This is a genomic window from Acetobacter pasteurianus subsp. pasteurianus LMG 1262 = NBRC 106471 (assembly GCF_000285275.1).
Taxonomy (GTDB): domain Bacteria; phylum Pseudomonadota; class Alphaproteobacteria; order Acetobacterales; family Acetobacteraceae; genus Acetobacter; species Acetobacter pasteurianus.
On record NZ_CADO01000139.1, the window covers coordinates 1 to 19822 of the forward strand.

18 protein-coding genes are annotated in these 19822 nt (G+C 55.8%); 9 read left to right on the plus strand and 9 right to left on the minus strand.

Features of this window, described 5'->3' with window-relative positions; translation table 11 throughout:
• Positions 1 to 213 precede the first annotated feature (213 nt).
• Together APA10_RS11955 and APA10_RS11960 are read left to right on the plus strand one after the other, a co-directional pair.
• A complete protein-coding gene (locus tag APA10_RS11955; protein WP_003628469.1) occupies positions 214 to 1809 on the plus strand; it encodes a hypothetical protein in 1596 nt (531 codons plus the stop codon).
• Positions 1810 to 1878: 69 nt separating this feature from the next.
• The gene (locus APA10_RS11960) at positions 1879 to 3249 is read left to right on the plus strand and encodes an amino acid permease (RefSeq protein WP_003628468.1); all 1371 of its coding nucleotides are present in this window, start codon (positions 1879 to 1881) and stop codon (positions 3247 to 3249) included.
• 29 nt (positions 3250 to 3278) lie between these two features.
• Here the strand turns inward: APA10_RS11960 and APA10_RS11965 are convergent, their stop codons facing one another.
• The 3 genes from APA10_RS11965 to APA10_RS11975 form a co-directional block, all read right to left on the minus strand.
• On the minus strand, positions 3279 to 4010 hold the full coding sequence (locus APA10_RS11965) for a YoaK family protein (protein ID WP_003628467.1): 732 nt from the start codon (positions 4008 to 4010) through the stop codon (positions 3279 to 3281).
• 157 nt (positions 4011 to 4167) lie between these two features.
• On the minus strand, positions 4168 to 7893 hold the full coding sequence (gene putA / locus APA10_RS11970; RefSeq protein WP_003628466.1) for a bifunctional proline dehydrogenase/L-glutamate gamma-semialdehyde dehydrogenase PutA: 3726 nt from the start codon (positions 7891 to 7893) through the stop codon (positions 4168 to 4170).
• 109 nt (positions 7894 to 8002) lie between these two features.
• On the minus strand, positions 8003 to 8716 hold the full coding sequence (locus tag APA10_RS11975; RefSeq protein ID WP_003628465.1) for a GntR family transcriptional regulator: 714 nt from the start codon (positions 8714 to 8716) through the stop codon (positions 8003 to 8005).
• Positions 8717 to 9258: 542 nt separating this feature from the next.
• On the opposite strand from APA10_RS11975, the gene APA10_RS11980 reads away from it, so the two are divergent.
• Positions 9259 to 9693 carry a DUF4148 domain-containing protein gene (locus APA10_RS11980; protein ID WP_003628464.1) on the plus strand — a complete coding sequence of 145 codons (435 nt, stop codon included), beginning with the start codon at positions 9259 to 9261 and terminating at the stop codon, positions 9691 to 9693.
• 217 nt (positions 9694 to 9910) lie between these two features.
• Positions 9911 to 11833 carry an acetate--CoA ligase gene (gene acs, locus APA10_RS11985; protein ID WP_003628462.1) on the plus strand — a complete coding sequence of 641 codons (1923 nt, stop codon included), beginning with the start codon at positions 9911 to 9913 and terminating at the stop codon, positions 11831 to 11833.
• A 24-nt stretch (positions 11834 to 11857) separates the two neighbouring features.
• Here the strand turns inward: acs and APA10_RS11990 are convergent, their stop codons facing one another.
• The gene (locus APA10_RS11990) at positions 11858 to 12121 is read right to left on the minus strand and encodes a DUF1653 domain-containing protein (protein WP_231111123.1); all 264 of its coding nucleotides are present in this window, start codon (positions 12119 to 12121) and stop codon (positions 11858 to 11860) included.
• Between the two features lie 99 nt (positions 12122 to 12220).
• Here APA10_RS11990 and APA10_RS11995 point away from each other — a divergent pair, with 99 nt between their 5' ends.
• The gene (locus tag APA10_RS11995) at positions 12221 to 12796 is read left to right on the plus strand and encodes a hypothetical protein (RefSeq protein ID WP_174714313.1); all 576 of its coding nucleotides are present in this window, start codon (positions 12221 to 12223) and stop codon (positions 12794 to 12796) included.
• 8 nt (positions 12797 to 12804) lie between these two features.
• Entirely contained in the window at positions 12805 to 13092 is a 288-nt protein-coding gene (locus APA10_RS12000; protein WP_003628457.1) for a hypothetical protein, read from the plus strand.
• A gap of 63 nt (positions 13093 to 13155) precedes the next feature.
• Here APA10_RS12000 and APA10_RS12005 read toward each other — a convergent pair whose 3' ends face one another.
• Together APA10_RS12005 and APA10_RS12010 are read right to left on the minus strand one after the other, a co-directional pair.
• Complete coding sequence (locus APA10_RS12005; protein WP_035365468.1) at positions 13156 to 14130, minus strand: SAM-dependent methyltransferase; 975 nt, start codon at positions 14128 to 14130, stop codon at positions 13156 to 13158.
• Positions 14127 to 14585, minus strand: coding sequence for a DUF423 domain-containing protein (locus tag APA10_RS12010; RefSeq protein WP_003628454.1), 459 nt, complete (start codon positions 14583 to 14585; stop codon positions 14127 to 14129). Before APA10_RS12010 ends, APA10_RS12005 begins: the two co-directional genes overlap by 4 nt.
• Positions 14586 to 14656: 71 nt before the next feature.
• Between APA10_RS12010 and APA10_RS12015 the strand changes: the two genes are divergently transcribed.
• The 3 genes from APA10_RS12015 (at position 14657) to APA10_RS12025 (ending at position 16655) form a co-directional block, all read left to right on the plus strand.
• Entirely contained in the window at positions 14657 to 15223 is a 567-nt protein-coding gene (locus tag APA10_RS12015; RefSeq protein ID WP_003628453.1) for a cob(I)yrinic acid a,c-diamide adenosyltransferase, read from the plus strand.
• Between the two features lie 274 nt (positions 15224 to 15497).
• Entirely contained in the window at positions 15498 to 16154 is a 657-nt protein-coding gene (locus tag APA10_RS12020; protein ID WP_003628452.1) for a hypothetical protein, read from the plus strand.
• A 33-nt stretch (positions 16155 to 16187) separates the two neighbouring features.
• Positions 16188 to 16655 carry a hypothetical protein gene (locus APA10_RS12025; protein ID WP_003628451.1) on the plus strand — a complete coding sequence of 156 codons (468 nt, stop codon included), beginning with the start codon at positions 16188 to 16190 and terminating at the stop codon, positions 16653 to 16655.
• 89 nt (positions 16656 to 16744) lie between these two features.
• On the opposite strand, the gene APA10_RS12030 is transcribed toward APA10_RS12025, so the two are convergent.
• Genes APA10_RS12030 through APA10_RS12040 form a run of 3 tightly spaced genes read right to left on the minus strand, consistent with a single transcriptional unit; the run spans position 16745 to position 19791 of the window.
• A complete protein-coding gene (locus APA10_RS12030; RefSeq protein ID WP_003628450.1) occupies positions 16745 to 18214 on the minus strand; it encodes an FAD-binding oxidoreductase in 1470 nt (489 codons plus the stop codon).
• 15 nt (positions 18215 to 18229) lie between these two features.
• Positions 18230 to 18793, minus strand: a complete 564-nt coding sequence (locus tag APA10_RS12035) for a hypothetical protein (protein ID WP_003628449.1) — start codon at positions 18791 to 18793, stop codon at positions 18230 to 18232.
• Positions 18790 to 19791 (minus strand): L-threonylcarbamoyladenylate synthase, encoded by a 1002-nt coding sequence (locus APA10_RS12040; RefSeq protein WP_035365466.1) that lies wholly within the window; start codon positions 19789 to 19791, stop codon positions 18790 to 18792. Before APA10_RS12040 ends, APA10_RS12035 begins: the two co-directional genes overlap by 4 nt.
• Between the last annotated feature and the right edge of the window lie 31 nt (positions 19792 to 19822).

Genomic DNA, 19822 nt, shown 5'->3' on the forward strand with positions numbered 1-19822 from the left:
GACTTTTTCATAATCTGACCCGATGTACAACCCTTCTGTGAGATTTCCGCGTCATGAGCCATCCCCTCAATCATCACACAAAAGAGGGAATCACAGAGAGAGACCTAAAACCAGAGGGTTTTTCGAACCCTCCATTTTTGTACAGAAACGGCTTTACCGCTTTTTTTGTGCGTGTGCGTCTGGGTTTCAACTTCATGCAGGCGCTGGCTGATTATGAGTAATTCCTTTGTCCGGCATGCGCGTTCTCATGCCACTTCAGTATGTCGCGGGTCTCGCGGGTTTGTTAAGGCAAGCTGTTCTTTAGTCGCACTCGGTCTGGCTGCTTTTGCCGCACCAGAGGAGGTGCGGGCAGAACAAACGCTTGTTTCCATTAAGGGCATCACCCTTCAGGGTGCGTTGGATATTGGTGGGTCTGCTTTTTTCCTGCCCAATACCAACTTTGGCGCCGGGTCTTACGGCACCAAATCCTCTGGTGCTCTGGTGCGCCATAAAAACAGCACGTATGGCGAATTTTACGGCAAGCCCATGCTTATGGGGTCTTGGCAGACAGGCTGGGGCTTTACCGTTATTGGCAAGGCTTCTGCTATTGGCGCCACCACGCTGGGTGATGGTGATGCGGAGGAAGTTTCTCAAACATCGGGTACGCCGCGCTCCATTTATCTGGAAGAAGCCAATCTGGGCGTAGAAGTGCCGCTCAAGATGGCGGGTGGTCACCAGATTCTGACAGTGCAGGGCGGCAGGCAGGCCTTTGCGGTGGATGATGGCTTCCTGATTGGTAAAGGCACCTACAGCGCGGGGGATAGAGGCGCATGGTGGTATGCCCCGCGATATGCGTTTTCTGGCCCCGGCGTGATCAAGCTGGAAGGTGATTCCGTGCGTGGGGATGTCTTTATGTTGGAAAGCAATTCCGACAACGACATTGACCGCGGATACGATCGCCCCAAAACCAAGTTTGTCGGGTTTGATGTCTCCTGGTTCAAGAACAAACCCGGTGGGCATGGTGGGTCTACATATGCAGATCGTGCGGCGTATGTAACGTTAACCTACTTCCATGTGCGTGATGCAGATGGGTCATCTCATTACGATTATTCTACACGTGCAGATCGTAACGGCATGAACGTAGCGGCCTTAAGCTGGGGTGGCACGTTGTTTCCCGTCAAGGCGTTAGGAATTTCAAAGAACTTTACGTTCTATGGAAACTTTGTATCTGAACAGAACAGCCACGCAGGCAATGGCTACAAATCTGTAGAAGCCTACGGCATGTTTTTCGAACCCGGCTATACGTTCTCCATGCTGCCGTGGAAGCCGCATCTGTTTTATCGGTACACGCGGTTTGGCGGCGGCAAGAATGCCGAAGGTTCGGTCAAGCGCAATTACGATACGTTCTTTTTGTATGATGGTAAGCGCTACACCTATGGCGGGTACTGGCCGGGTGAAATTGTGGGCATGTATCTGGCCCCGCTTTCTGATCTGGAAGTGCATCAGTTTGACCTAACAGGCACGCCGCCTGTGCACCTGTTCCGTAAAAAGGATGAGCTCAAGCTGGGTGTCCATTTTTACGATCTCTCCCTGCTGTATCCCTCCGGCATGGGGCTGAAGAACGTGGGCCGCCATGTTTCCAACGAAGTGGATTTTACGGCCGAATATATGCTGGACGAAACCACATCAGCCGCTGTTGCCGCAGGTACAGCCTTTAGTGGCCCGGCAGGGCGTGCGCTTTCTCGTGCAGGGGTACCAACGGGGTATCGCATGCACAATATCGGGCGGCATGCAGGCGTGCTGGAGGCCTATTTTTACAAGCATTTCTAACGAGAATTTCCCAAGACGTTTCGTTTTGGGGTAGAAACTTACAGGACAACAAGAATAAAGGATTTCCTGATGCCCGAACCGACGACCCTTCCTGCGGGAAAACCCGCAGACGGGCTGCGTAATCGCCACATAGCCATGATCGCTCTGGGTGGCACTATTGGGGCTGGTCTGTTTGTTGGCAGTGGCGCTGCCATTGCAGCAACGGGGCCTGCGGTTCTGCTGGCGTTTCTGCTGGTAGGATTTCTGGTTATCCTGGTTATGCGCATGCTGGGGGAAATGGTGGTGGCGGACCCCGGGCGCGGGTCCTTTGTGGAATACATTCGCGCCGCACATGGAGATAAGGTGGGCTTTACCGCAGGGTGGCTTTACTGGTTCTTCTGGGTGGTGGTGTTGGGAAGTGAGGCCATAGCCGGTGCCATTCTGTTGCAAGATTGGGTGCATCTGCCGGTTTGGCTGCTCTCTGTTGTGCTTATTCTTGTTCTTAAACTTATCAACTTTGCTGCCCCACGCGTTTTTGGTGAATGTGAATTCTGGCTTTCCGCCATTAAGGTTTTCAGCATTATCGCCTTTATTGCCATTTCCCTTTTGTATGCGGCGCATGTGTTTGGGCCGGGCGTTTCCGTAAAGGAAAATCTGCTAGGGCATGGCGGGCTTTTCCCGCACGGTGTTGTGGCGCTGCTTTCTATTATTCCCACCATTTTGTTCACCATGATGGGTTCAGAAATTGCCACAGTGGCCGCTGCTGAATCTCCAGAACCGGGTAAGAACGTGGCCCGCGTAACCCGCAGCCTTGGCCGCCGTATTACACTGTTTTACGTGGCCGCTGTGGGCATGATCCTGATTGTGGTGCCGTGGACAAACATTGTCGCCGGTAAGTCTCCTTTTGTGGCGGCTATGGATGTTATGGGTGTGCCCGGTGCCGGGCTGCTGATGCGCATTGTGGTGCTAAGCGCCATTCTCTCCTGCCTGAACTCCGCCATGTATATTACATCGCGCATTCTTACAGAGCTGGCGGCTCAGGGTGATGCTCCGGGCTTTCTGGCACGTAGCTCTGCCGCTGTTGTGCCGCGTAAGGCCATTATCGTCAGCAGCCTTGCGGGCACGTTGGTGGCTTTCTCATCCATTCTGGCACCGGGCACCATCTTTGCTTTCCTGCTAAGCTGTAGCGGTGGCGTTATCCTGCTGATCTACAGCCTGATTGTAACATCTTACATTGTTACGCGCCGTGCAGCGCGGCAGGCTGGCACAGAGGAAGAAAATTACACGCTGCCGCTTTTCCCGCTGTGCAATTACGTAACACTTGCTGGTGTGGTGCTGGTGTTCGTGGCCATGTTGCTCAACCCATCCGAACGGATGACAGCTCTGGCAACAATGGGCAGCTCGGTGGTGTGCTACCTTATGGCTGTTTACTTTGCCACCAATAACAAGAAAGCTGGCTGAGCTTTGTATTTACTGAGTATTCCCGTTGTTTAGGGAATACTCATTTTGTCCAGATGCAGGGCAAGAGGGTGGCGGCGCCAATGCAGCAGGCCACCCGCCGCAAAAACGGTAGCACCCGCCGCGGCAATACCAATTCCAACATTTTTATCAGAAACCAGAGTGCCAATGACGGCCCCCACAAACAGGCTGGCAATAGCGGCTAATCTGCGCCACGTGCCAGAGTTTGTGCCACCAGCCACCGTGCTGTTATGGGCCAGCCCGTGCAGCACCATAGTGGCAGCAGGCAGCACCATATCCGGTAGTTTGGCATGGCGCGTGGCAGAGGTTTGCAGCCCCATGGCCAGCGAGAGCATGCCAAGCGTAATGTAAATGCCGCCTCTAAGCTGTGCGCACCACACAAACGCGGCTAGCCCCACAAGGCAGCCAACACCTAGCAGGATATCCCCCACCACAAGGCGTGTATGGCGTTCTCGCCGTACCAGGCGGCCACCAATAATGGCCCCTGTAAAGTAGCAGGCAATGGCCTCCAGGCCAGAAAGAACAATGGCCTGAGACGTGGCAATGTTAACAGCCATAAGAATAATGGTGGCTGTCATATACCCTGCAAAAATCTTGAGATGCAGTAGGGATATGGCATCCAGCATGCCCATTGCCATTGTAACCATCAGAATGGCAATAACCAGCTTGGCATCATGTCCCGTACGGGCTGTCATAATGTCTCCTCTAAAGAAAAAGAATGAAAAGAGAGGTTTTATGCGCATTTTTTAATAGAAGGATGCGCGTTATATCACCATCTCTGCTCACGAAAAGATGATCTCTGGTAAGATGAGCCATGCCCTACGCTGGAGGCACAACCGTACAAACAAAACCCCCGGCGCACAAAAACGCCGAGGGCTGGGTGTATTCAGAGTAAGCTGATTAGTTCAGCGTCATCAGGCTGGCATTGCCACCCGCTGCGGTGGTGTTGATGCTGCGGGACTGTTCTTCCAGCACCACTTCAACAGAAGGCAATGTTGCGCCCGTTACAAAGGCGGAAACAATGGGGCCATTGGCTTCAGCCAGTGTTCTGCGTGCGCTGCGGAAGATGGCGTTATCATCTTCTCCTAGCAGAATAGAGCAGGGCAGGGCCGTTGCGCTGGCAACCGGGCGAATAGCCTGGCGCAGAATATCTGGCAGTCTATCCAGCCATCCTGTCAGTTCTTCTTCTGCCAGCACCAGTGCGGTGTTGCCACCAGCCAGTGCCAGAGAGATCTGATCATACAGCCCGGCCAGCGTGATAGGCACACACAGCACGTTGCCGCGTGCGCTCAGGCGGTAGATGTTCTGCTCACCCACAGGGCCGGGAAGGATGATTTCTCCGCCCACCAGCGGCAGGCGTGCAAGGTTGCCAGCAATCTGCGCGGCTTTGCTTTCACCCTTTTCACGCAGCCAGTCTGTCCACTGCGCCATTTCTGGCGTGGTGCGGCCACGCACAATCTGCGCCACGGTTGGGGCTTCGGATAGCAGGCGGCGCAGAATAAGCGGGCCACCCGCCTTGGGGCCGGTGCCAGAAAGGCCGCGCCCACCAAAAGGCTGCACGCCCACAACCGCGCCAATGGTGTTGCGGTTGACGTAAAGATTACCAGCCTCGACCTGAGAGAGCACGCTTTTGATTGTGGAATCCAACCGGGTGTGCAGACCGAATGTTAGCCCGTAGCCGGTATCGTTAATTTCCAGCAGCAGTTCTTCCAGCTTGTCACGCTCAAAGCGCAGAACATGCAGCACGGGGCCAAACACTTCTGGCCCAATTTCCCGAATGTTCAGCACTTCAATAAGCGTGGGTGGCACGTAGCTGCCGTTGGCGCAGGCTTCTGGCACAGGCAGCGCCATAACCGGGGCTTTGCGGGCCTTAAAGGCGTTAACATGCGCGGTAATGTTGGCAGCAGCTTCCTCGGTAATCACCGGGCCCACATCGCAGGAAAGATGCGCGGGGTTGCCAATGCGCAGTTCACGCATGGCGCCACGCAGCATGGCCAGAACGTGGTCTGCACAATCTTCCTGCACGCATAGAACACGCAGGGCGGAACAGCGCTGGCCTGCACTATCAAAGGCGGAGGCCAGAACATCGGCCACAACCTGTTCTGCCAGTGCGGAGGAATCCACGATCATGGCGTTCTGGCCGCCGGTTTCGGCCACAAATGGCACCGGCTGGCCTGTGGCTGTGCGCCGTTCCAGAAGCTGACGGTTGATAATCTGTGCCACGGTGGTGGAACCGGTGAACATCACGCCCATTACGCGCTCATCTGCCACGGCGGCAGCGCCTACGTCACCTTCACCAGTCAGCAGTTGCAGGGCTGCGGGGGGCACGCCTGCTTCTTGCAAAATGCCCACGGCCACGGCGGCAACAAGGGGTGTTTCCTCCGCCGGTTTGGCCAGCACAACGTTACCGGCAGCAAGGGCTGCGGCAATCTGGCCGATAAAGATGGCCAGCGGGAAGTTCCACGGGCTAATGCAGGTCACAATCCCTAGCGGTTTGTGGGTAGTGTTATCAAAATCCCGCCGGATAGTGGCACCGTAATAGCGCAGGAAGTCTACAGCCTCACGCACTTCCGCCACGGCGTTGGGGAGGGATTTTCCCGCTTCACGCCCCAGAAGTGCCAGAAGATCATCCGTGCGTTCTTCCAGAATGTCAGAGGCCTTTTGAAGAATGTCTGCGCGTTCCGCCGGGCTGCGGTTGGCCCAGTCCTGCTGGCCTTTCTGCGCGGCATCTACAGCTTTTGTCACAACATCTGGCATGGCGTAGGAGACCTTGCCCACCACATCGCGCCGGTCTGCCGGGTTGGTAACGGGGCGGAAAGCGCCTTTCTTTTTCACGCCCACAACCATGGGGCTGGCTTCCCACGTTTGCGGGGCATCTTTAATGCCGGTTGCCAGTGCGGACAGAACCTTGTCATCCGCCAGATCCACCCCTGCGGAGTTGATACGTTCTGGCGCAAACAGATCACGCGGGTTGCGGATTTCTGTGTGCGGTGCGCCATAAGGTGTGTAACGGCGGGCCACATCAATGGGGTTTTCAATCAGGGATGAAAGCGGAATGGCGCTATCCCCAATCTGATTGACGAAGGAGGAATTGGCCCCGTTTTCCAAAAGGCGGCGCACAAGGTAGGCCAGCAGGGTTTCATGCGTGCCAACAGGTGCATAAATGCGGCATGGGCGGTTGAACTTGTCTGCCCCCACAACCTGTTTGTACAGCGGTTCGCCCATGCCATGCAGGCACTGGAATTCGTAAGAGCCCAGCTCGAACTTTTCCCCCGCCAGTGTGTAAATGGTGGAAAGCGTGCGGGCGTTGTGGGTGGCAAACTGCGGGAAAATCACATCACGCGCGTTCAGCAGTTTGCGGGCGCAGGCAATGTAGCTGATATCCGTGTGGCACTTGCGGGTATAAACGGGAAAATCCGCCATACCTTCAACCTGTGCTTTCTTGATTTCGCTATCCCAGTAAGCGCCTTTTACCAAACGCACCATAATGCGGCGGTTGGTGCGGCGGGCCAGATCAATAATGTAGTCCAGCACATAGGGGCAGCGCTTGCCGTAAGCCTGCACCACAAAGCCAATACCGTTCCAGCCTTCCAGCCCCGGTGTAGCGCACAGGGCTTCCAGAATATCTAAAGAGACATCCAGCCGTTCTGTTTCTTCCGCATCAATGTTCAGGCCGATATCGTATTTGCGGGCCAGCAGCGTAAGTTCCTGCACAACCGGCAGCAGTTCACCCATCACGCGGTCATACTGCGCGCGGGCATAGCGTGGGTGCAGGGCAGAAAGTTTGATGGAAATGCCGGGCCGGTCATACACATTGTTGCCGGTTGCGCTGCGGCCAATGGTGTTGATGGCGTTGATGTAATCCTGTCGATAGCGTTCAGCATCATGCGCGGTAAACGCGGCTTCGCCCAGCATATCGTAGGAATAGGAAAAACCCACGGCTTCCAGTTTGGCGCTGTTCTTGCGGGCCTGATCAATGGTCTGGCCCAGCACAAACTGTTCGCCCATCAGGCGCATGGCGGCATCTACGGCCTTGCGGATAATGGGTTTGGATGTGCGTTCGGCAAAGTTGAGCAGAGAGCTGGCCAGCGTGCCTTCATCATGCTCGGTCACCAGCTTGCCGGTCAGCGCCAGCCCCCATGCGGCGGCGTTGGCAAACAGGGGCTTGCCGCGTGCTACATGAGAAAGCCAGTTGCTTTCACCAATCTTGTCCTGAATCAGCGCATCGCGCGTGGCAACGTCTGGAATACGCAGCAGCGCTTCGGCCAGACACATCAGGGCCACGCCCTCGGTGGAGGAAAGCGAGAATTCCTGCACCAGTGTTTCCACCAGCCCCGGGCTGCGGCGCGCACGCAGGGCTTCGGCCAGTTTGGCAGCCATGCTGGCAACAGAGCCGTTTTGCGCCTCTGTTAATGTGGCATCTGGTGTCAGGGTTTCCACGCACTGGGCTTCGGGGCGGCGCATGGCTTCAATGATGGCCTGCCGAAGTGGAGTGCGGGATGCAAAATCAGGAGCGAACGTGTCTGTGGATGACATGGGCTTTTCATTCCGGATTGGTGAGCCAGAACCGGGCCTGCCATGTGTGCAGGTAGTTTTGGCTTCATAATGATTATTCCCTCCTGACATGATAATATATGATTTGCAACATAATATATTATCCAGAAATGCACAGGTGTTCCGCTCTTTAAATCCGACCTGTAGCGCTGGGGTTTTTATGAATTCCCGTGAGGGGAATTCAGGTGCCTGTTGCGGCGGTTTTTGCGGCTTTGCGGCTGCGGAACACATCTATGGAAATGGCAGCCGCTTCCAGAATATGCGCGCGTGTGAGTTTGGCGCACAAATCGGCATCGCGGTTGCGGCAGGCATCCAGAATCGCCTTGTGTTCCAGATCTGTAATATCCTTGCGGCCCTCTATCACCAGATGCCCACGGATATAGCGATCAAGCCGCACGTGCAGGTCTTCTATCATTTCAAGCAGGCGGGGGCTGCGGGCCGAGGCGTAAATGGAATTATGAAAAGCCCGGTTGAGCGCGCCAGAGCGGATACGCCCAGAAGGGCCATGCACACCTTCTACAAAGGCTTCATACGCATCTTCCACGCGGGCAAAATCAACGCGTGTCATGTTGCGCACACCTTCTGCGGCGGCGCGTTCCTCTAAAATGGCGCGGATCTGGGAGTATTCCAGAATATCCGACTCATTCATGCCAATCACCATCGCCCCTTTGTTGGGCATGAAGGTGACAAGTCCTTCGGCTTCCAGATGTTTCAGGGCCTCGCGTACAGGAATAATGCTTACACCAAAGCCACTGGCCAGTTCAGATTGCGGCAGGGGTTGGCCGGGCTGAATCTGGTCTTCCAGAATGGCGCGGCGCAGGGCATCGCATATGGCTTCAGAAGCGGTGCCGTGGCCTGTTATTTCTGTTTTTGCAAAAAGGCTGGCTGGCAGCATGCCTGGATATTCCCGCTTGTCGTTTCTTTTTCGATACAAGTTAACGTTGTACCCTGCTCGCTGGCTGGCTGTCCAATCTTCGGTGGAAGTTGGGCGTATATTTGAGTAGGTGGCCTCACTTCGCCTATGCACTCACTAGATCGTGATCTGGCGTGAGGGCTGAAAGAAGCCGTCAATAATAGCTGTCGGGTACTTTGTTATAACATACACAGATCACTCAGGACTACCCGCTCATCCGGGGTAAGCGCAACAGCGAAGTTCACAAAAATCCGACTTTTCGTGTTGTGGTGGAATTGAGAAAAGTGAGGCAGATTCACCAATATTCGTATCTTTGCCATGCATAAGCGGGCAGGCGGCGCTTGCGGTGCTGGCGCTATATACAGGCAGGTGCATAGGACACGTAACGTAAGCGCTGGATGAGGGGTTGCGGAAAAACCCTGATATATCTGTGGTCTGCCATGTGCGGGGTGCGCAATGGGGCTGCTTGATCTTTCGGGCAGATACAGGGCAGTTTGAGGCATATTCCGCTAGGGAGATTCTGAATGAAACTGATTGCCGTACGTGCCCTGTCGGCGCTTGCCCTCACCACATCTCTGCTGGCAGGGGCTGCTGTGTCTGCCCATGCGCAGGAAAACACAGATGCGCCCGTAACACGCGCCGGAGATACGTCCCGCCTGACAGATGTAGATCCGTCTGGCTTTGTTGGTTCCATTGATCCGGCAGAAAATGCTGGCCTGCTGAACTACTGTGTGCAGAACGAATACGTTGATTACGACGACGGCTGGCGCACGCTGCAGGAATACAACAAAAAGACCAACGCCGTTCCAGAAGGGCAGGAAGGCAATATGTCTTACGCCAATGGTTCTGCCGGTCTGCTGCATGCCAACAACCGCACCTACACCATTGCCATGGCTATTCTGCCAGTGCGTCAGAAAACCTGTAAGGCTGTGCTGGAACGGGCCAAGGCTTCTCTGTAAGCACAAGGCTGTTATTCCGGTTTTGTTGATAAGGCCGGATCACGCTGAACACGGCATGATGGAAGGGTCAGTCACGCAAAGTGGCTGGCCCTTTTTCTGTATGAACGCACTTTATTTGGTGTTCATGCGGTGCAGGGTCTTTCACGCAGGCGTGCAATATGGTCAAACCAGTTCTGTTTCGTAACAAGAACAACAGAAGCCGAAAGGGCCAGACAGAGTGGTAGATGCGTTTTTCCCCGCAACGGATAACCCCGTTTCTGATCGGTATCAGGATCTTGTGCAGCGGGCGCAACGTGATCCGGAGGAATTCTGGCTGGCTCAGGCGCAAAGGCTGGCATGGCATACGCAACCCATGCACGCATCTCGCTCTGACTTTACCGGTGATGTGCGGATTTCCTGGTATGAAGACGGGCAACTGAATGCGGCTGAAAACTGTCTGGACCGGCACGTTCTGTATCAGCCCGATAATGCCGCCCTGATCTGGCAGGGGCAGGAAGACGGCCACCGCGAGGTACTTTCATACCGTGAACTGCATGCCCGTGTGTGCCGCTTGGGCAATGTGCTGCGCCGTTTGGGTGTAAAAAAGGGAGACCGCGTGGCCATCCATCTGCCCATGGTGGCAGAGGGTGTTATTTCCATGCTGGCCTGCGCCCGTATTGGGGCCGTGCACGTGGTGCTGTTTGGTGGTTTTTCTGCCGAGGGTCTGGCAGAACGTTTGACAGATAGCGGCGCTGTGGTGGTGATTACCGCAGATGTGGCACGCCGTGGGCCCAAGAAAATCCCCAGCAAGACCACAATGGATGAGGCCATAAAATTGTGTGGGGCACAAAGTGCCGTGCGCAATGTGCTGGTGGTGCCTGTAACAGGTGCTGATGTGCCCATGCAAAAAGGGCGGGACCTGTCCTACACAGCAGAAGTGGCGCTTGAAATACCGGATTGCCTGCCAGAAGTGATGAACGCGTGTGATCCGCTGTTTCTGCTTTACACATCCGGCAGCACGGGCCGCCCCAAAGGGCTGGTGCACAGCACGGGCGGGTATCTGGTGTGGGCATCTTTCACACAGGAGCTGGTGTTTGATGCCAAACCCAGTGATGTGTTCTGGTGTACGGCAGATACAAGCTGGATTACCGGCCACACCTATGTTGTGTATGGGCCGCTGGTAAATGGTGGCACCATTCTTGTGTATGAAGGCCTGCCATCATGGCCACAGCCCGGCCGCTGGTGGGATGTGATAGACCAGAATCAGGTTTCGGTTTTCTATACGTCTCCCACGGTTATTCGCGCTGCCATGCGTGAGGATGATTCCGTGGTGCAAAGCCGCTCTCTGTCCAGCCTGCGTGTGCTGGGCACGGTGGGTGAGCCTATCAGCCCGGAAGCATGGAAGTGGTTTTATGCAGAAGTAGGGCGCAATGCCTGCCCGGTGGTGGACACATGGTGGCAGACAGAAACCGGCGGTGTGATGATTACCGCCTGCGCCCAGAATGTTGCAGGCAAGCCGGGGGCCGCTGGGCTGCCTTTGCCGGGTGTGGCCGCTACGCTGACAGATACCAAAGGGCAGGATATTGAAGGCGAGGGCGAAGGCCTGTTGTGCCTTGCGCAATCCTGGCCCGGGCAGGCCATGACGCTGTGGCAGGACCACGAACGGTTCCGCAAAACCTATTTCACCACATGCCCGGGCCATTATTTCTCGGGTGATGGCGCACGACGGGATGCCACCGGTTATTACTGGATTACCGGCCGCGTGGATGATGTGGTGAACGTATCTGGCCACCGCATTGGCACGGCAGAAATTGAAGATGCCGTGGCCGAAGATCATGCTGTGGTGGAAAGTGCCGCCGTTGGCGTGCCGCATGATCTGAAAGGGCAGGCCCTTGTAGTGTTTGTGGTGCCCAAGGCGGAGGGCGCGTTTGATGCCACAGCCGTAAACAAGGCCGTGGCCGCAGGCGTGGGCCGCTATGCGGTGCCAGAAAAAATTTACGTGGTGCCGGATCTGCCCAAAACGCGTTCGGGCAAAATTGTGCGGCGTTTGCTGCGCAAAATTGCGGCGAATGATCTGGAAAATATGGGGGATCTGTCCACTCTGGCAGACCCGGATATTGTGGCCGAACTGGTAAAGCTGGTGGCTCAGCAGAACGGCTGATGAACCTGTAAAAGGCCGGGGCGTTTATGCCCCGGTTTCTGCCGCGTTGGTGGCTTTTAGCAACGTAAAGCGCGGTACGCCGTTTACACTTTCCTGCCACATGGCAAGGGGGCGCACCCAGTAATCTCCACGTGCCTCACTGCGGTAGGTTACAAGCCATTCTTCGGTTTCACTGTGGCGGCCTGTGCAGATCACAGTATAAAGTCCGCCCTTGTAATGTTTATAAAGACCGGGGCAGGGCATTTCTGGCACTTGGGTATCTGTATTATTCTGGTTATGTTCTATCATGATCGGGGTATCCTGCTGGGGTAGGTTATGATCCTGTGTTGCGGAAGGAGCGCACTTTTGAACCATCGTGTTGTGCTGTGTCAGGCGTTAACTGGCTTTATGTTTCTGTTTTGCGTTAATCCCGGCCATGCCACAACCACGGGCCATGCCAAAACGCATGCGCATACATCCAAGCGCACGCACCATGCCGCAGCAGCAGCCCGCAGCCCCGCTGGTGGCGCTCCGGTTGTGCTGACAAGCCAACCCGGTACATCGCTGGACAAGGAAGCCCGCCGTCTGAATGCCGAGGATATGGCCGCCGCCGCCCGGCATAAGGAACGGCCATTGGTGCTTATTGGCTCTGCCCCGCTCAGCACCAGTGGTGGCAGCATGGCGCTGTTTGTGCAGGTGCAATCTGCCAGCCTGTGCGGTTCTGCCGGGTGTTCAACAGACGTGTATCTCAAGCGCGGGAATGATTGGGACAAGATTCTGGATTCCGTCAGCGGGCCGATTGAGCTGATGTCTACCTCCCACGGGGGCATGAAGGATATTGTGGTGGATGGCACAGACCGCTGGGTCTGGAAGAACAATACCTATGTAGATACCATTGTGGCGCAGGATGTGCCGGGGCTGAAAGATTCCATCGAGCAGCATCAGGCGCAGATGCGCAAACACGGTAAGTCTTCTTCCCGGTAATTTGTTACGTGCCCGCACCTCAACCCGGTTTGGCCTATACGGCGCTGAAAACACTGGCCACGGTGGCAATGACCGTGGTGTTGATTGCCCTTTTGCGTGGCGGTTTGGCGCTGCTGCCAAAATTTGATTCTGCAACAGGAGGGCAGGTGGGTACACATCTGCTGCAACTTCTGGCAGGAGATGGGCAGGCCCGCACCCAGAATGCAGTATCCATCGGGCTGATGTTGGGCTGTTTTATTCTGGCTGTTCTGTTGGTGCAGGTGCTGGAAAAATGGTGGCGCAGGCGGGCCAGATAACGCCCTGCTAAAAAGTGGGTGTTATCTGGTTTTTGGCATGTCACTCTTACATTCGGTGTGTATTTAAGCGTCTTCTTGCGTAAGATTTGTGCCTGCCAATGTGGGCCTGTTTTCGGCTGCGGCTGTTTTGTTCCAGAAAAATGTCAGCTCATGTTTGTTATGGGCCAGATGCGCCAGGCTGCCACCCGGAATGGCCTCAAACGCGGCTACAATTTCATGGTCTGTTTCACCCTGAAATTTCACCGTCAGCACAATGTTGTCTGTGTTGCCAGAGGCTATCCAGTTTTGTGTTAGCCGTAAAAGGCGCTGCGGGTAGGCAATAATGTCTGAAAACATCCAGTCCACACCAGGAAGTTTTTCTGGTTCCAAACCAAAGGCGCTGGCCTGTTGGAAGGAGACGCCCGGCATGGCCGCCACTTTGGGGTCAAGCGGTGCGCGGTCAAATGCCGTTACCTGTGCACCAAGGTTGGCAATAGCCCATGTCCAGCCGCCGGGTGTGGCGCCCAGATCATAACAACGATCTTCCGGCGTGGGCCAGCGGCCAAGGCGCGTGCAGGCTTCCCACAATTTCAGATAGGCGCGGGAAGGTGGGCCAGTGCGGTTTTCTACAAACTGTGGCGCGCCGTTTACAAACGGGCTGGTTTTGCGCGCAGAAAAAAGCAGCGTGTTGGTGTCCAGCAATGTCCACGCACCCAAGGGGCTTGTTGGTGGCAGCGTGGGAAACACCAGTGGCGCGGCTTTAACCGGGGGCAGTTTGTCTGTGATCAGCGCGGTACGCCGAAAGTGATCGATAGTATACAGGCTCCAGTTCCGCTGGATGGCGCGCAACGTATCTGCGGCATTGCGGATGGAGGTTATCTCCACCACCTGAGGATCCAGCCAGATATCCAGCGCCCAAGGGGAATACACAGGCTTGCTGCTGGAAAGGGCCAAACGGCCATGCCAGCGGTCAATTGTTACGCCGCGCCATGCCAGATCAGCTTCTAAAACGGATGTCAGCCCATCGGCGGCCAACCATGCGGTGCGAATGGTGCTCATGCCCGGCACATCCAGCCAACGGAAAGCAAGAGCCACGAAAGAATCAGCAAACTGCCACCGGTTGGGGCAACGTGGGCTGCGTGGTGGCCCGTAAAGGCTGTGTAATACACGCCCGCGCAAAACAGCAGCGTGCCCAACACCAGCCCGCACCCGCCAGCCAGCAAGATGCGGCCTGCCTGAGGTTTAGCTGTAAGGCCCAGCGCAACAAGGGCAATGCCTTGCCACATCTGCATTTCCATGCCGCTATGGGCCATAACGCGGCCACCGGCAGCAAAGGCCGAATCTGGCAGGTGGGCGGTAAGTGCGCCCATAACGGTGCCGGTAGCGGCCAGAAGGCCCCCGCATATGCGCCATAGGCGCGGAAGAAGAAGTGAAAAGGACATAAGTTCTGCTGTATAGGCGCAGCCGCCGGAATGGAAAACAGGAAAGGCAACATGCCCGGCCATTTCCTGCATGGGCCTTTACTAAAGTGTGCGCCGCATTCTGGCGGAACAGATGCAAAAATGAGAGCAGGAAAATCTAAAACATGAGCATCAGGCTGGACCGAATTGTGACGCGCGGTGGAGATGGAGGGCAGACATCTTTGGGCAATGGCGCGCGTGTTGCAAAAAGCAGCGCACGGATAGAGGCCCTGGGCACGCTGGATGAAGTAAACGCCATAACCGGCCTTGTGCGTGCCCACGCCCCGCAAGAGAGCGCCGTGGTGGGCCAACTGGCAGCCGTGCAGAACATGCTGTTCGATATGGGGGCAGATTTGTGCCAGCCAGAAGAAGGCCCAAAAGCAGCCCGTGCCAAGCGTATGCAGGAAAGTGCCGTTTTAAAGCTGGAAGAATGGGTGGAGCAGTTGCGCGCTGCCCAAAAGCCATTAACCAGTTTTGTGTTGCCCGGTGGTTCTGTTCCCGCAGCGTGGGCGCATCTGGCCCGTACACAGGCGCGTGCGGCAGAACGGCGTATGGTGGCGCTGGCTGAGAAAGAAACAATCAATCCTGTTCTGCTACAGATCATGAACAGGTTATCTGATTACTTTTTTGTTCTGGCGCGTCACTTTAATGCAGATGGGCAGACCGATCTGGTATGGATTCCTGAAAAATAAGAGAAAACCTTATGAAATCCCTGTCTTGTGCTTGAACATGGCAGGGAAGACATGATAATAGTAATCAGTAAGAACCAAAACACATTATAAAACGTGTGTAATAATTCTGTCTGTCCGTTTGTAATGTGTGCCCTCATGCCTGCTGTAACGCATCATGAAGGAGTGGCTGGAACCGTGTTGGGTATCGCGCGGGCAAATGCCAGAATATAACGGCTGATGGAATGTTTAAGAACTGTATCAACAGACCATTTTTCTTAAAGTGACTTCCAGATTTATGAACACAACATCTTTTATGCCACCCTTGGATGCCGATAGAGAACGGGATGAAGGGCTGGAAGAAGCCTCCATGCGCAATGCGCTGGAACGGCTTGGCGCATCTCACAAAGGGCGCTCTGCGCCGTCCTCCCCCCGCCCTGCGGCAGATGCCACAGGCAACAAGCGGCGAAGATTTGTGCGTGATGGCGAAGTGCCAGTAGAAAAACATTCTCTGGCCCGTATTACGCCCCGCACGGTTGCAGCCCCCCGCACTCCCACCACATCTCGCGCTGTTCATTTTTCTGAAGAAGAAAATAGCGAAGTTTCTCGTCTGCGCCGTTTGGTGGCAGAAGAAAAGCTGCGTGTGGAAGACATGGAACGCCAGATGGGTGAAGTGCAGGCCGCCCAGCGTGCTCTGCAAACCCAAAAAGGCCACGCCGATATGATGGTGCGTGAGCTGAAGGCCAAAGTGGCGGAGCAGGAAGCTGAACTGGCTGAATCTGGCCGCCAGTTGCGGGCTGCGCACCGTTTGGTAGCAGAGCGTGATGAAGAAATTACCAGCCTGAAACGGCAGGTAGAAGCCAAGCCGCGTGGCCGCCCGCGCCGCCAGTATGAACTGGCAAAAGAAGAAGTGGTTGAAGATGAACCACAGCCCGTAAAGTGGTGGAAGGACTAATATCCTGCTTCTGTTTGTAAAAAGACACTCTGCGTGAGAAATCCTCCTGTCACGCCAGCGTTGGTGTTGCTGGTGGCGGATATTGCCGTAGGGGTGGCCTGTGTGTTGCTGCCGCCTCTTGTTATGGGTTTTCTGGCCCTGTTGAAGGATATTTTTGGCGTGCTTATTCTGCCGTTCAGCTTTTTGTTTGGGCTGGCAGGGTGGTCATCCGATATGTCCTCTCTGGAAACCATGCAGGGCGGATTGGTGCCAGATATGATGGCCCATCCGTTCCGGGCCGCTTCTGCCGCTGCGTTGCTGGTGGTAGGGGGCGCGTGCTCTCTTATGGCGTGTGGCACGCCAGATGGCGCACGTATGGAGCGTAACCTGGCACCGGTGTTCACCTTTGCCGCCATGGTGCTGGTTGGGGTTGATCCGGGGCTTGTTGTGCTGCCTGCATTTGTTTTGCAGCTGCTGGCGTTGCGTTATCCTGCTATGGATTTTTTAAAAATCCGCCGGTAATTCTGTAATCTGGAATATCTGTTCAAGTAATAAAAAGGGCGACCATTGAATTGGCCGCCCTTTTTCTTGTGTAGAGTATTATATTATTTTCAGGCTGCGGGAAAAATCTTGCCCGGGTTCATCAGGTTTTTGGGGTCCAGCGCATTTTTGATCCGGCGCATGGTTTCCAGCTCCGCACCGCCACGCCATTCGGGCATCATGTAGGTTTTAAGCTGCCCCACGCCGTGCTCGGCAGAAAAGGAACCGCCAAGTTTGCGCACAATAGCTGCCACAGTGTCCATCATGGCATGATCCTGCGCCAGAAATGCCTTGGGGTCAGCGCCTTCGGGCTGCACCAGGTTGAAGTGGATGTTGCCATCCCCAATATGCCCAAACGGTGCCACCCGAATACCGGGAATAAGGGCTTCACACGCTTTGGTGGCTTCATCAATAAAGGTGGGAATAGCGGCCAACGGCACGGACACATCGTTTTTAACAGACGCCCCGGCACGTTTCTGGGCTTCTGCATGTTCCTCACGGATCATCCATAGGCTCTGGCGCTGGGCTTCACTTTCTGCCAGCACGGCATCCGTTACCAAACCATCTTCCAGCGCGGTGCCCAGCACGTCTTCCATAAGAGAGCGTAGGCTGTCATCTCCACGTGGGCTGCCCAACTCTACCAGCGCATAGGCGGGTGCGGGTTCGCTGAGTGGCAGTGGCGCGCCTTCAATCAGTTTGTTCACCAGCGCCATGCTTGTGCCGGACATGAACTCAAAAGCCTGAATGGCAGAAGGGTCCTGCTTGCGGAAAGCAGCAAACAGATCCAGCGCACCCTTGGCATCCGCCACGGCGCACAAAGCCGTCTCGCGCGAGCGGGGAGCTGGCTGAAGCTGAATAATGGCCTGCGTAATAATGCCCAGCGTGCCTTCAGACCCAACCAAAAGCTGCCGCAGGGCGTAGCCGGTGTTATCCTTGCGCAGCTTGCGCATCAGGTTCAGCACGTTGCCATCGGGCATTACGGCTTCCAGCCCCAATGCCAGTTCACGCGCATTGCCGTAGCGCACGGTGTTGTTGCCGCCCGCATTGGTGGCCAGAATGCCCCCAATATCAGCAGAGCCTTCGGATGAAATGGAAAGCGGCAGCAGCAGGCCTTCCTTGGCGGCGGCATCCTGCGCGGCTTTAAGCGTTACGCCAGCTTCTACCGTCATGGTCAGATCAGCATGGTCAATGTCATGAATGCGCGTCATGCGGGTGGTGGAAATCACCACAGCCTTACCGGTATCATCCGGTGTGGCGCCACCCACCATGCTTGTGTTGCCACCTTGCGGCACCATGGGCACGTTGTGCTGGTTACACAGGGCTACGGCTTTTGCACATTCTTCCGTGTTGGCCGGGCGCAGAACAGCCGCGCATTTACCATGATAAAGCGCGCGCCAATCTATGCAGAACGGATCTATGTCTGAAGCCGCAGTCAGCAGGCCAGCAGGGCCCAGAAGCTGTAAAAGGGCATCATGCAGGGGTTGGGGAAGGGCGGCGTTTTCAGGCATGGGCGCGGGTTCCTGCAAAAGGGGTGAACACACAAAATAAAGAAAACATCAGTAAAGGTAACGGGCGTTTTCTGCCGCAGTATTGATGTGCGGTGGAAAAAAGGCGTGAAAAAGCTGGGTGCCAGCAATACCAGCCAAAAGCCCGGCAATAGTGGCAATAACGATGGTCATGCGCCGCTGATACTGGCCAAAGCTTTGTATCTGCGCCATCTGGGCCTGCATTTCGGCGCGGGCCTGTAAGGTAAGATATAGCTCAGATTTAAGGGTTTCGTTCTGGGCAGTGGCGGTGCGCAGTTTACGATCCATAGAAACAATATTGTTTCTTAGTTCCTGTAACTGGGCGCGATAGGTATCAGACATATCCGCCTGCCCCTTGTTGGCAGAAGCGCGGCTGCTGGTGCGTGTTTTGCTGGCGCGGGCGGGCTTTGCCTTTTCGGGGTCTTCTGCAATGGTCTGGAACAGGTTTTTAAGTGCGCCGCCTGTTGTGGCATTGCGTTTGGCCCGGTTGCGCAGGGCTTCCAGTGCAGTGGTAGATTGGCCCGGCTGATCTTCCAGCACCAGTGCCAGAATATCCGAAAGGATTTTCAGTTCTTTTGGGTCAATATCGCTCATGCGGGCAAGTCTTCCGGGGGCAGGGCGGGGCGCGGTGCTGCCGCACGGTTAAGCCGATCTTGTATGGCAAGCCCAAGGCCGTGCTGCGGAATGGGCTGTACTGCAATGCCACGCAAATGGTGTCTCTGACCTTGCTTGTCCAGCGTGCGCAGGCCGGTAAACAGGCGGGCGGCGGCTTCTTCCAGATTGCCACTTTCGCTCAGGTTCCAGCTAATGGCGGCCCCGCTGGGCTGTGTGTTGCCAAAGGCCAGCAAGGCTTCATCTGGTGCAACATCCGTGGCGTTCAGCCGCACGGGCAGATGCGGCGCATAGTGTGAAAGCAGCCTACCGGGAGAGGCCGGGGCGGCATCTACCTCGGTTTCCGGCATAAATATGGTGCCGCAAACAGTTTGCAGGGCTTCCAGCGTAATGCCGCCGGGGCGCAACAGGGTGGGGCGTTTGGGGTTGGAAATATCCAGCACGGTGCTTTCCACCCCCACTTGGCAGGGGCCACTATCCAGCACGGCATCAATACGGCCATCCAGTTCTTCCAACACATGCGCGGCATCTGAGGGGCTGATGCGGCCTGAACGGTTGGCAGAAGGTGCTGCAATGGGGCGTTGCACCAGCTTGAGCAACGCCTGCACGGTTTCTCCTTTAGGCACGCGCACGGCCAGAGTAGGCAGGCCATCGGCAGCCAGATCACTTACCGTGCTGTGGGGGGCGCGGGGTAGAATGAGGGTAAGTGGGCCGGGCCAGAATGCCTCTGCCAGTTTATGTGCAAGCGGGTTGGCAACAACCTGAGTGAAGGCGCCCTGTGCATCTGCAAAATGGCTGATAAGCGGGTTAAAGCGTGGGCGGTTTTTGGCTTCAAAAATCCGGGCCACGGTTTTGGGCCGCGTGGCATCTCCGCCAAGGCCGTAAACGGTTTCTGTTCCAAACGCCACCAGGCCACCTTCGCGCAGAATGCGGGCAGCTGTTTGAAGGCCAGAGGAGGAGGCATCCAGAAGGTTGGTCATACTTCTCTGTAATGGCAGCAAAAGGGGCGGC